The organism is Marinifilum sp. D737 (assembly GCF_026672275.1).
GTDB lineage: Bacteria > Bacteroidota > Bacteroidia > Bacteroidales > Marinifilaceae > Marinifilum.
In genome coordinates this window covers 154,007-166,114 of sequence record NZ_JANQCD010000006.1, presented here as the reverse complement: position 1 = coordinate 166,114, position 12,108 = coordinate 154,007, and the positions used below count along the sequence as shown (strand labels likewise).

The 12,108-nt window shown below is 38.1% G+C and carries 10 protein-coding genes and 1 pseudogene; 8 read left to right on the top strand and 3 right to left on the bottom strand.

Annotation, left to right across the window (positions count from 1 at the left end; all coding sequences use genetic code 11):
- The first annotated feature begins 402 nt into the window (after positions 1-402).
- On the top strand, positions 403-1,566 hold the full coding sequence (locus NQ163_RS06185; RefSeq protein WP_268189399.1) for an RtcB family protein: 1,164 nt from the start codon (positions 403-405) through the stop codon (positions 1,564-1,566).
- Between the two features lie 77 nt (positions 1,567-1,643).
- Here NQ163_RS06185 and NQ163_RS06180 read toward each other — a convergent pair whose 3' ends face one another.
- Both NQ163_RS06180 and prfH read right to left on the bottom strand, forming a co-directional pair.
- Entirely contained in the window at positions 1,644-2,096 is a 453-nt protein-coding gene (locus tag NQ163_RS06180; RefSeq protein WP_268189398.1) for a tetratricopeptide repeat protein, read from the bottom strand.
- Positions 2,097-2,105: 9 nt separating this feature from the next.
- Positions 2,106-2,633, bottom strand: a pseudogene (gene prfH, locus NQ163_RS06175) (peptide chain release factor H); the annotation flags it as partial.
- Between the two features lie 396 nt (positions 2,634-3,029).
- Between prfH and NQ163_RS06170 the strand changes: the two are divergent.
- The 4 genes from NQ163_RS06170 to NQ163_RS06155 all read left to right on the top strand — a co-directional run bounded on the left by NQ163_RS06170 (position 3,030) and on the right by NQ163_RS06155 (position 6,698).
- A complete protein-coding gene (locus NQ163_RS06170) occupies positions 3,030-4,055 on the top strand; it encodes a hypothetical protein (protein ID WP_268189397.1) in 1,026 nt (341 codons plus the stop codon).
- Between the two features lie 289 nt (positions 4,056-4,344).
- A complete protein-coding gene (locus NQ163_RS06165) occupies positions 4,345-5,640 on the top strand; it encodes a hypothetical protein (protein ID WP_268189396.1) in 1,296 nt (431 codons plus the stop codon).
- Positions 5,641-5,910: 270 nt separating this feature from the next.
- The gene (locus NQ163_RS06160; RefSeq protein WP_268189395.1) at positions 5,911-6,213 is read left to right on the top strand and encodes an SHOCT domain-containing protein; all 303 of its coding nucleotides are present in this window, start codon (positions 5,911-5,913) and stop codon (positions 6,211-6,213) included.
- Positions 6,214-6,254: 41 nt separating this feature from the next.
- Entirely contained in the window at positions 6,255-6,698 is a 444-nt protein-coding gene (locus NQ163_RS06155) for a hypothetical protein (RefSeq protein ID WP_268189394.1), read from the top strand.
- Positions 6,699-6,795: 97 nt separating this feature from the next.
- Here the strand turns inward: NQ163_RS06155 and NQ163_RS06150 are convergent, their stop codons facing one another.
- Positions 6,796-7,365, bottom strand: a complete 570-nt coding sequence (locus tag NQ163_RS06150) for a hypothetical protein (protein ID WP_268189393.1) — start codon at positions 7,363-7,365, stop codon at positions 6,796-6,798.
- A gap of 772 nt (positions 7,366-8,137) precedes the next feature.
- Between NQ163_RS06150 and NQ163_RS06145 the strand changes: the two genes are divergently transcribed.
- The 3 genes from NQ163_RS06145 to NQ163_RS06135 all read left to right on the top strand — a co-directional run bounded on the left by NQ163_RS06145 (position 8,138) and on the right by NQ163_RS06135 (position 12,107).
- Positions 8,138-8,923 carry a hypothetical protein gene (locus NQ163_RS06145; protein WP_268189392.1) on the top strand — a complete coding sequence of 262 codons (786 nt, stop codon included), beginning with the start codon at positions 8,138-8,140 and terminating at the stop codon, positions 8,921-8,923.
- 12 nt (positions 8,924-8,935) lie between these two features.
- Positions 8,936-9,865: a universal stress protein gene (locus NQ163_RS06140; RefSeq protein ID WP_268189391.1), complete on the top strand. Its 930-nt coding sequence runs from the start codon at positions 8,936-8,938 to the stop codon at positions 9,863-9,865.
- A gap of 475 nt (positions 9,866-10,340) precedes the next feature.
- On the top strand, positions 10,341-12,107 hold the full coding sequence (locus NQ163_RS06135; RefSeq protein WP_268189390.1) for a V-type ATP synthase subunit A: 1,767 nt from the start codon (positions 10,341-10,343) through the stop codon (positions 12,105-12,107).
- The last annotated feature ends 1 nt before the right edge of the window (position 12,108 follow it).

The window sequence follows — 12,108 nt, the reverse complement described above, 5'->3', positions numbered from 1 at the left end:
TGAATAATTAGCTGTTGGCTAAAAACACAGTGATCTTGAGATTCCGACTTGGGTTCGGATTCTCAATAGCAAATACAATGAATAATTAATAATGAACAATGAATAATTAGCTGTTGGCTAAAAACACAGTGATCTTGAGATTCCGACTAGAGTTCGGATTCTCAATAGCAAATACGATGAATAATTAATAATGAACAATGAATAATTAGCTGTTGGCTAAAAACACAGTGATCTTGAGATTCCGACTTGGGTTCGGATTCTCAATAGCAAGTACAACGAACAATTAATAATGAGTAATTAGCTAAAAGCTAAAAGCTAAAAGCTGACCGCTGACTGCTGAATGCTGACAGCTGAATGCTGACAGCTGAATGCTGACCGCTGACAGCTGAAAGAAAAAAAGTCATGATAAATATAAATTCAACAGAAAGAATCCCAATAAAAATGTGGGTGAGCGATTTGGAAGAATCCGCTTTAAAGCAGGCCGGGAACCTGGCAAATTTGCCCTTTGCCTTTAAGCATGTCGCTTTAATGCCCGATGCACATTGTGGATATGGAATGCCCATAGGTGGCGTTTTGGCTACGCAGGGAGTGGTGATTCCCAATGCGGTAGGCGTTGACATTGGTTGCGGAATGTGTGCCGTAAAAACCAATATCGAAGACCTCGATTCTGAAAGCCTCAAAAAAATAATGAGCGGAATTCGAAGCAGAATCCCACTGGGTTTCTCCAGGCATGCACAAGCTCAGGATGAGAGCCTGATGCCGGGAACAGAGCATCTGCCAGAGGTGATTAAGACTCATTATCAGAATGCATTGTACCAGTTGGGAAGCTTGGGAGGTGGAAATCACTTTATTGAAATACAGTATGGTTCCGACCATTGCATCTGGGTGATGATACATTCGGGCAGCCGAAACCTGGGAAAGCAGGTGGCCGATCATTACAACAAATTGGCCAAAAACCTGAACTCCAGATGGCACTCTCAAGTTCCCTCCAATTGGGACCTGGCCTTTTTGCCCATCGAAAGCCCGGAGGCAAAGGAGTACATAAATGCCATGCAGTATTGTGTCGATTTTGCTTTTGCCAACCGAAAACTGATGATGGAAAGGGTACAGGAAGCCTTTAAAAGTGTATTGTCTGAGCCCCTTGAGTTTTCAGAAATCATCAACATTGCCCACAATTACGCAGCCTGGGAACACCATTTCGGGAAAGATGTCATCGTTCACCGAAAAGGAGCTACCAGTGCCAGAGAAGGAGAGATGGGTATCATTCCCGGTTCACAGGGAACAAAATCCTACATTGTGGAAGGATTGGGAAATCCGCAAAGTTTTCACTCCTGTTCGCATGGGGCAGGTCGAAAAATGGGCAGAAAGCAAGCACAACGCGAGCTCGATTTGCAAGAAGAGATCAATCGTCTCGATGAAAAAGGAATTCTTCATGCCATAAGAGGAAAGAAGGATTTAGACGAAGCAGCCGGAGCCTATAAAGACATCCACCAGGTAATGGAAAACCAAAAAGACCTGGTAAAAATCCTGGTAGAACTGGAACCTTTGGCTGTGGTGAAAGGATAATTGAAGAAGGAAGAGCCATTACTCCTCCTTCTTTTTTTGGCTCTTATTCACCAACTTTAACTTCATTTTTACACGTTTTACATCCTCCTCAATTTTATTGATATCTTCCTGATTATAGGCAAACAGCAAAGCCTTTTTTTAAAGCTTTCTTGCTTTTTGTAATTGCCCTTATGCTCGTGTATCAAAGCCTTTCTTACTTTGATTTTCCATAGATCAAGCCCTTTGATCTTTTGTGCATGGCAAAGCAAATCATGGGCTCTGTCATACTCCCTTAACTGAATCAGAAGAGAAGCATAATCCATGCAAACATTGGCATTTTCGGAATTAGAAGCCATGGCGATAATAAAATATTCCTCCGCGCTCTCATATTCATTCAACTGTTCCAAATGCAATTTGCCCATCAAATAATTCGCTCCAATGTGATCCTGATTATAACTTAGCGCATAGTTCAAATTCTCCATGCTCTCCTCCAAATCGTAAGGATACAGATCTAATGCCTTCAAATAATATTGGTCTGCTAGTGTACTCATAGCCCTCTTTTAATTTTGTTTACGGATTTTAAAATCACTACCGGCAAAAACCTTTACCGGATTTCCCCTTTGCAAGGCATTGTGATTCATCCAATCCTCTTGTTTCTCAGCCTTTCTTTTCTGCAACTCCTGCAGCTGCAACAATTCAATCAATCGTTCTTTGGCCAATTTCTTATTCTGAACCTGCGACCTGCTGTCCGATGCCAAAACAGAAAGCTTACTAAGCTTGTGAGTAGCTCGTATGGCCGTGCTCACCTTGTTTACATGCTGTCCGCCCGGTCCGCCCGAGCGAATCGCCCGATAGGAAATATCACAATCCGGAACAGCAAACATTTTATCCGCCACAGAAAGTTTATGAACCGCTGCATACCAGTTTTTTCTTTTGTGATTCTTCCTGTACGGGCTCTGCATCACCCACAGAATACTGCCCAGCCATGCTTTTGCGAAGTCATTGGCGTAATCTCCTGTCAGTTCAAGAGTAACAGAATGGTAAGTACCTCTTTGGGGTCCCACCTCAGTCACCAAAAGATTTACTGTAAGATTTTTCTTACATGCTTACTTCAACACTTGTTCAAATATTTTGGCAACCAACAAACAGCATTCTGCTGGTCCTCGTCCCGATGTGATTTGTAATATAATTTTGTCCATCTCTTTTAAATTTTACAGCTATCAGCATTCAGCTAATTGCTAACTGTTCACTGCTAACTGTTTACTGATAACTGCTCACTGTTCACTAACTTGTAAAAAAGCCTGGCCTCATGGCATTCCAAAACACCGCTTTACTAAATAATATGCATGGCTCAAACAATAACAATTGCAGCTTGCTTACTAGGTCTGGAATTGGCTTTGAATCCATCCCGATCTGTGTAATTTAGTTCTTAATATCCACCATACAAAACAACATTAACAAACAAAAATTGATTCCATACACCTATGAAAAAAGTATTCCCACTACTCTTATTTGCATTACTCTTTTGCTTCGCATCAAAAGCTGATAAACTTACCTTTTACAATCAGCCCAATAACTTTAATTACTTTCAGCTTACCAATAACTATTGGTATTGCAATTACAATGTAAGTTTCCTTCAGGCTACAATCAATGGTCAGGAGTATCAATTAAAGAGTGAACACAATTGGATAGAGACCACCACTGTTGCACTCAAGGGAAAGAAAATAGGAGTGGAGCTCTTGTTTTCGGTTTTGGCCTTGTCGGGTTCCCACGAGTCAAAAGAAAGACTGGCAAGCGATTTATTAGGCTTTGCTGTTGGGTATTTTGGCAAAAAGAGCAATTACTTTTTAGAATTTCAGAACTCCAGCTTTGCTTCGAGTTTAAAAAAATACAATGGAAATGGAGCCCTGGATGAGTCAAATGATTTCGATTCCAAATTCACACAAATTGACTTTAAAGTAGTGCATCCCATTAAAAATATTGCTGCGGTATATTGGGGACTTCGATATCGAAACCTGAACCTTCCCATTGTTTACTATCAAAAATCGGAAGATGAAGACATGGAGTACAATTGGATTTCAGACCCCGAAATTAAAGACATTCATAGCATAGGAATTGGTTTGGGCGCACTAAATAACAAATTACTACATACCAAAACCGAACGTAGCAATAAGCCCTTGTCCTTTAAGGATAGACTAAAGTATTTCATTACGCCCAAATGGAAATCGGATATTTACATTGCTCTTTTTCAGGATGAATGCAATTATGCCAATGTAAACGAGGATGTGACACACTGGGCAATTGACTTCTCATTAGAGGCCTATTTCAATTTTATTGTTAGCAATTCAAAAAACTGTAAAATCGATTTTTCACTTGGCTACAATCTCAATTATTTGTTTAGCGATAAGATTACAGGACCCAATTTGTTCAGTAATGAAGATATGGATTTTGAAACCGATTTTGATGTCCTCCATCATGGTCCTACAGTTAATTTTCATTTGCGGTTTTAAACGGAGCTTGCTTTAAGAACAGTTGCTTTAGGAAGGAGGGCAGGACAGTGCCTCCCGTTGCCATTTAAGGGAAGTACAATCTAGTTAGTCTTTATCATGTAATGATCTAAAATGTTTAATGCGAATTCAATTGTAAGTTTCTAGGGTTCTTAAGTTAGCGACGTTATTGTCAGTAATTAAGGGGGTTGTCAGGTGAAATTCTTAGTGAAAATTCATTAATCGAAAGAATTGGCTTTTTTTCTAAATTATATTGTTAATTTTATAGGTGGCTACCATAAAATTGAATCTTATGGCTAAAAAGAGGAAAAAAGCAAAACCCCAGGTTAAAAGGAAGCAAAATAACTCTCCTTATCACAATAGCCTACTCAGAAAGAAATACTTAAAAATTGTTGAGGCAGTTTGCGAAAAAATGAATTGTGCCGATTCATACAAGTTGCTCAGCAAAGAAGAAAAAATGAGAGCTTTTGGATGTTCAGCTTTTGTTCTAAAATTAAAAACCAATAAGAAACAGCACTATACATTGGATAGTATACAGTTCTTTGAAAGATTTGTAAACGATTTCTTTTCAGATCCAAAGATGTGTGTGCGTAAAAGCGAAGTAGTTGAACTTACAAATTATGAACTTATTGTGGCAAATTACTTTATTAGCTCATTTAATAAGAATTACCCCGAACGCTATGAGTTTTTAATGGATGCCTTTCAACCCATGGTAGAATACGTTGGGGTTTTTGATAGCTATTATGGAAAGATGATCCAACATTATGCTTTTATAGCCAATGCCACCAATGTTTTCGACCATAACGTGTACATTTTAAAACTTGAGGCAAAGATTAAAGATTATCCCACACTGAGAATGAATTGGGAGTCTTCTTTAGAAAGCATTGCTGCGAGAGAGAGTTTTTATAAGGAAGAGGGAAAGAGCAGAGCTGTGTTTCAACTCGGATACATTAACAATGATTTCGAAATGCATTGGACTTTCGTACAAACAAAAGATTTAAAAGACTTGTACAGAGGCAATAAGAAATGCTTGCCAGTATGTATTCAACGACATGCCTACCATAGAGTTTTAAGTAGGCTTAAACCTTTATTTGATACCGAAGTGGTTTGGACAATGAATTACTACCTGAGACATGATTTACACATTGAATTTTACAAAGGACGCATTTTAATTCCACTATACTATTTCGAAAGCAAGTGGGGGTATTTTGTTGCCACTATAGATAAGAATCGACTTATTATTAAAACCTTCCTGTTTTTAACTCACCATTCAACACCCGAGGGTGATAAACTGGGGGAACTATCGGGACTTAGTAAGGAAGAAATTTCCTATTGGAAAATAGATACCCTACAGAATTTTATTGATACTGATTTAAGAGAGAATGAGCAGATGATAGAATTATTTGAAAAAGCTGGCTTAAGTCATTTGTTCGATATGCAGATTTGCCACGGATGCGAATCAGATGGGAAAGATTACAACTGGGATGCCTTGTCGCAATACATTAAACGTGGCAAAACCGAACTATTCGACGAAGGGGCTGAAGAGATTAAGGAGCTTTTGGTAGAAGATAAGGATGATATCGAATAAATTCTGTTCATTTATCTCACATTGTTTCGGATCCATTTGGGGGTAATATCAGGTAATGGTTTACAGAATAATTTCAATAAGAATGTTAAAAAATCTGCAAACCCATTTCTTTTCTTTATTGTATATTTTGTTAATTTTGAATTCAAACAAAACTACAAACAATAATTTCGAAAAGGAATGGAAACAACAGACATTATCTTGTATGGGTTGGGTGCTATAGCTGGCTTTTTTATTTTAAGAGCGATATATAGAGGCTCAAAAGGTAGGGAAATGTTAAAGAAAAGATTGACAAGGGAATATCAGGAAGCTTTGAAAGGTAGCGATAGGCAAAAAGCTTTAGCCGCAGGCAGAGAATATTACCGTTTTTTCAGAAGTGATGGTAAAATTACCATTTACGATGAACAAGCCATTGACAATGATATGAAAATGATGCCTCCTGAAAAAGTATCAGTTGTGGTCGATCAATCCAATAATGTGATAGATCAGTTGGAGAGGCTAGCCAAGCTAAAAGAGAATGGTACACTTAGCGAATCTGAATTCCTTGAGCAGAAAATCAAAATTTTAAATAACTAAAAGTCTAAGTCAGGAAGAAAACCTCGACAAAACCAAATCACATGAATCTTAACGACTGTTTAATCTGGATCAAAGAATCCAAAGACCAATACAACGAATCTTACGAAAAAAGTCCTTCGGTAATTCGAATGCCGATAATTCTGTTTCCACTTCGTATTTTCTTCACTCTGCTTTGTATTGCATCCGCTCTTCTGCTAATCAGTACACTTTTCGTCAATTTAGTTGAGGTAATGAGTCATACTATGGAAGAACCTGCACAAACAACTCATACAGTAGCACAAGTAGCTAATTCTGCTGATATCACAATCCTAATAAATAGCATATTGGGAATCACCTTTATTTTTTCCATTTTGGTTTTATGGCTGCTTAAACTGGTAAAAGACAGAAACAGGTACATCCGTAAAGTCAATTTCTTCTGGTTCGACCGTTTCGATTTAATCGATAAAATGGCAAAAGAAGAGGAGGAGAAAGGTCAAATAGGCTAGACACAAAGCCTTGCATCTTTGTAGGATTTCAAAACTATTAACAAAAGAAACCGTCAGGCATCACATCCTGACAGTTTCTTACAAAAGAATTCTGAAACTAAGCCAGGACTACTTCCAAATTCGTCTCATTTCCAGGATAATCAAACACCTTAATGATAATTTTATCGCCAGAGTATTCGGTATTGGCAACAGTAGCGATATAAGTCCATTCGCTATCACTGTCAACTTTGCTGGCCAAACCTTTTTCTACCAAACTGCCATCCGCTTGATAAATTTCCACTTCAACTTGCTTCACCTTAAAATTGTCGAATGCAATAATTTCAATTTTATCTCCAATTTCACCATGATAATTGCTCACATTTAAATCGCCAATTTCAGGCGCATGAAAATAATCTGCAATTGCCAAATTGTAAGCACTAAGCACACCTCTTTTTTGGGCAGCTTTCCTGTATTCTTCTTTTAGTTCAGGATTTTTCATTTGAACTTTTGCATACTGTACAGCATGCTTAAAATTTTCCTGATGTTCAATTTGACTCTGAGTACTAATCCCAATACGTTGCGGAGATGTAGACAAAATGGTTTGTTCACCTCTTTGTCTAAATACAAGATTCTTTCCAAGTTTACCGCTTAAGCCGCTGGTTACTAGATTCTTTTTAACGATTGCCATAAAGCTTATTTTTTTTGGTTAATAATATAATTATTTGAAACTATGTGAGTGTTATTCAAAATGTGGTTAATGGATAAAAATATATGATAAAGTTCAAGATGATATTTTTAAATGTCAATAGCTCAATTGAACATTAGCTAAAAACAGGAGAGAGGTAGAAAGGGAAAAACTCACCTGTAAACTTAACAATAATAGCTTAGCTATATAGGATATTACTCCTATACTCCTCCTATACTTCTCCTTCGTTTCTCGTATACATTAGACTTTTAGTGTTTAAGATAACATAAACACACCCATAGGAATAGATAAATATGATAAATGTAATTGGATTATAAATTCTGTAAAAGAATTCTCTATTTAGTGTTGTTCTAAATAAAAACAGGCATGGAAAGTAAGTTTTCTGTTCAAAATGAGCGATAATTGAGTAGAATCACTGTATTTTGGCCAACAGCTTTCAGCTTTCAGCATTCAGCATTCAGCTAATTATTCATTACTCATTACTAATTGTTCATTGTACTTGCTATTGAGAATCCGAACCCAAGTCGGAATCTCAAGATCACTGTGTTTTGGCCAACAGCTTTCAGCACTCAGCCCTCAGCTAATTACTCATTATTCATTACTCATTATTCATTACTCATTATTAATTGTAAATGGCCATTCTTGCCAAAAAAAATCCATCAGGTAGGGTTTTCCCCCATTAAAAATAGGTGTTTTCCTGTTTCATCAGAATCGAGCCTCTTTTACTTTTGAAGCAAAATTAAGGCAGAAGGGTATGAAAAAAGACAGGATACTAATATTGGCAGACTTCACGGAAGGAAATGCATGTGCAATTGATTTTTCGTTAAAATATCTAAGTAATGAAAACTCAAAAATATATTTGATGCAAACATGGCAAAAACCATCTTTTGGATCTTCTATGCTTAGAGACATGGCACCCATATTAAAAGACATTTCGAATGGAGAGTTGAACGCCTTAAAGAATAAGCTTCTTAACGAATATCAGCTTCAGGACGATCGTGTTGAACTGCTATCTTTTGAAGGAGACCTATTGAATTTCTTTAAATCGGATGTGTACAGGAATGAAAATTGGCAAGTAGTTCTTTCTCTAAAAGAGGATGGTTCCGATCTGCAATTCAACCCACGATTTAAGGAGATTGTTGAAGCAAGCAATCAAACCTTATACATTTTGAATCATTGCAATCCTGGGGAGCAAATCAATCAAATCTATGTAAGAAACGACAAGGCCACCATATCTACATCGATTCTTGGCAGCTTACAGAAAATTTGCTCAGAACAAAAGTGCAATGTGCTGGTAGATCTGGATAGCAACAGCATAACAAGTGATGAAAAAGCTAAAATGATGAAGCGTTTTGAAAATGCTTGCGGAAATGCATCTGTCAAAACCAAAAATCCATCAGAGAATGGTCAGGAAACGCTGAGTAGTAAATCACTCTCGATTTACCACATCAATCAATCAGTAAAAAAGAAAAGTGACTTGTTATCATACTTTGACAAATGGTTTGTTAAAAGCAAGGGAATTACAGTGAGAAATTTTTAATGCTTTTTTAAGATGACAACAAACAGATTTAAAAAGATATTGGTGCCGGTAAGTTTAGAAATTGAAAGTACCACCGCATTTAATCAAGCCCTGTTTTTAAAGCAAAAATTAGGAGCAGAAATTACTTTGCTTCACGTTGTGCCCAATGTGGGAGGAATTTCGGAAGTGTTTCAGCCTGATCTTAAAAGTGTGGCCGAGAAAAAGGGGATGGTGCGCCTGGTAAGATTTGCAAAAATGAATTTTGAGGGGAAAATACCGGAGCACGTAAAGTTAAGGGTTGAAGTTGGAAATCATGTAAGCATTATCAATTCGATTACGAGCAATGAATCCTTCGATTTGCTTGTATTAAACAGGAGGAATCGCATTGATGCTTTGCCGGAAAGGTACAAAAGCAATAATGTAAGCCAGATTGTACGGGAATCGAGCTGTCCGGTAATTAGTGTAAACAACAGGTGGACAAGCAAAGGAATTCGCAATATCCTGGTTCCTGTTGATATTTCGAGACAATCCAGAGACTTATTAAACTGGTCTATTCTTCTGGGAAAGATGTTTAATGCCAATATAAAGCTATTGGCAACCCTTACCGTAAAAATTGACTTAACTCAATCTTTGGCTTACAAAAAGAGCAGGCTAATGAAAGATTTAATTGAGAGTGAAGGAGTATCCTGTTCTGTTAGCATTGTAGAAAAAGAGAATTTGGGAAAGAATGAAGCTTTGATAGAAGAAGCCAGGAAAATATCGGCAGATATGCTGCTGGTACAAGGCTTTCAGGATTTGATGTTTAGTAATACTCAGAGCGAACGTTTATTGGTTGACTTTTTAAAGTATTCGAGTAGACCAATATTCAGTTTAGGCATAAAGGAAGAGAGTTTTGTAAGCAGTTTATTGAAGGTAAATAAAAACAGCGAGGTCTTGCTGAATGAATTTGAATCGGATGAGTAGGCCGATCGCTATAAGTATAAACAAGTGGTGATGATCAGAAAGAAAATCATGGAATTAATTTGATTATTTTAGGTACATGAGATTGATTTTCTTTGGAAAGCTTCCTTTAATTATTGATATGCTGAAGATATAATTAAGTCATGGAAGTTTTCCGATCTGATCGAATATTCCCTCCTTTATTCCTTCCTGTAAATTGCTTTGTCAACAGAGCTGTTTAAGAACTCAATAGGCTAATCTAACGAAAGTATGCCTTAACATCAGCAGAAGCTAAACTTCTGGTCTGATTGAATACAAAATATACGAGATATACAATTGCCCCTGGCACGATGATGAAGTGTTGCCTCAATGTCCCATTGGAAGTAAAAGCAAGAGGACGAATGATTTGAAGCAATGGCTTGGCCGGAAATCTCTAAAAGGGCAAATGATGATAATAAAATAGATGTAATTGCTTGTTGGATATAAGAATATCTTAATTATGAACGATAATAGTAAAAGAACAGGAAACCTTATTTCAATTCAGGATTCATTGGTTAAAGCTAGATTTTTTGGAGAAGTAATCATGGGAGAAACTGCCGAAGTTTCTGTTGATGGTAAAATACTTCAGGCAGAAGTACTTCAAATTGATACCGATCCCAAAAACAAGGAGGCAGGAATAGTGGAGATGCAGGTTTTTGAAGATTTAACAGGAGCACAAATTGGAGATTCTGTTGAATTTAAAGGACAACCATTGTCAGTGCTTTTGGGTCCGGGATTGTTGACCAGCATTTGGGATGGACTTCAAAACCCATTGTACAAACTTAGTGAACAGGGAGCCTATCTTGCTCCGGGAATGAAAGCTCCTGCGCTTGATGAAGAGCAATTATGGGAATTTACTCCCCTGGCAAAGGAAGGCGATGAAGTAAGTGGAGGAGATGCCATAGGAGTGGTGCCCGAAGGCAGGATGGAGCATAAAATCCTGGTGCCTTTTAGCCTTGGCAAGTGTAGAGTAGAAAGCATTGTTGATAAAAAAGAATTAAATATTACCCAGGAAGTTGCAGTAGTTCTGGATGCTCATAATAATCGTCATACTTTAAAACTGGCCTTTCGTCATGCCGTAAAGTCACCAATTCCGTTTAAAGAGAGAGCCATTCCAAGTCAGCCAATTTCAACAGGTGTTCGCGTTATCGATTTGCTGGCACCAGTAGGATACGGAGGAACAGTAGGAAATCCCGGACCATTTGGAGCTGGAAAAACCGTACTGCAGCATTCCCTTTGTAAATACGCACTGGCAGATATCATTATCATGGCAGCCTGTGGCGAAAGAGCAGGTGAAGCCGTTGAGGTATTTAAAGATTTTGCAGAACTGGAAGATCCTGCAACAGGAGAATCGCTTATGAACCGCATGTGTATTTTTGGAAATACAAGTTCTATGCCGGTTGCTGCACGTGAAGCCAGTGTATTTATTGCCTTAACCGTAGGGGAATATTATCGATACCAGGGATACAATGTTATTCTTTTGGCCGATTCCACTTCCCGCTGGGCTCAAGCCTTGCGCGAAAGAAGCGGACGCCAGGGAGATATTCCGGGACCGGAAGCCTTTCCAATGGACATTCCCGATCAGATCAAGGGAATGTATCAAAGAGCTGGAGCTGATCATGCAACAGGAGGGTCCCTTACCTTTATTGGAACCGTATCGCCTGCAGGAGGTAATTTCCAGGAGCCGGTTACACAGGCTACTATGGATGCAACAGGTGGATTCTGGGGCTTGTCGCAAGATCGTGCCGATGCAAAGAAGTACCCTGCAATTGATCCTTTGGTGTATACCAACTCGGTTTACGACAGTTTTATTTCCTGGAAGGATAGAAACAAAATGCTACACTCGCTTCTCGAAGCAAATGATATCGATCAAACCATTAGTACTATCGGCTTAAAGAAGGTTCCTGTTGAAAAATATGTAAGCTATCAAAAAGGACAAACCATTGATTTTTGTGTGATGCAACAAGATGCATTTCATGAGATGGATGCCTGTACACGACCGGAAAGATTGAAAGTGATAAATGATGCAGTACAGCAACTCATTAGCAGTCCGATTGAATTTTCACAAGAGGGAATGGAAGATGATGAGCTAAAGGAATTGATTAAAACCAAATTTGACGAATTGCGTCAGTGGTGGAGAGATTGGAACAGTACTGCTCAGGGAGGTGAGCTGATCAATGAACTTCCAGCGAAAGTAGAACAATTTATTAAACAGGAGGAAGCCTAAA

Excerpts from the sequence above, each read along its gene's own strand:
- NQ163_RS06185 (WP_268189399.1), top strand. The coding sequence starts at position 403 with ATGATAAATATAAATTCAACAGAAAGAATCCCAATAAAAATGTGGGTG.
- NQ163_RS06180 (WP_268189398.1), bottom strand. The coding sequence starts at position 2,096 with ATGAGTACACTAGCAGACCAATATTATTTGAAGGCATTAGATCTGTAT.
- NQ163_RS06170 (WP_268189397.1), top strand. The coding sequence starts at position 3,030 with ATGAAAAAAGTATTCCCACTACTCTTATTTGCATTACTCTTTTGCTTC.
- NQ163_RS06165 (WP_268189396.1), top strand. The coding sequence starts at position 4,345 with ATGGCTAAAAAGAGGAAAAAAGCAAAACCCCAGGTTAAAAGGAAGCAA.
- NQ163_RS06160 (WP_268189395.1), top strand. The coding sequence starts at position 5,911 with ATGTTAAAGAAAAGATTGACAAGGGAATATCAGGAAGCTTTGAAAGGT.
- NQ163_RS06155 (WP_268189394.1), top strand. The coding sequence starts at position 6,255 with ATGAATCTTAACGACTGTTTAATCTGGATCAAAGAATCCAAAGACCAA.
- NQ163_RS06150 (WP_268189393.1), bottom strand. The coding sequence starts at position 7,365 with ATGGCAATCGTTAAAAAGAATCTAGTAACCAGCGGCTTAAGCGGTAAA.
- NQ163_RS06145 (WP_268189392.1), top strand. The coding sequence starts at position 8,138 with ATGAAAAAAGACAGGATACTAATATTGGCAGACTTCACGGAAGGAAAT.
- NQ163_RS06140 (WP_268189391.1), top strand. The coding sequence starts at position 8,936 with ATGACAACAAACAGATTTAAAAAGATATTGGTGCCGGTAAGTTTAGAA.
- NQ163_RS06135 (WP_268189390.1), top strand. The coding sequence starts at position 10,341 with ATGAACGATAATAGTAAAAGAACAGGAAACCTTATTTCAATTCAGGAT.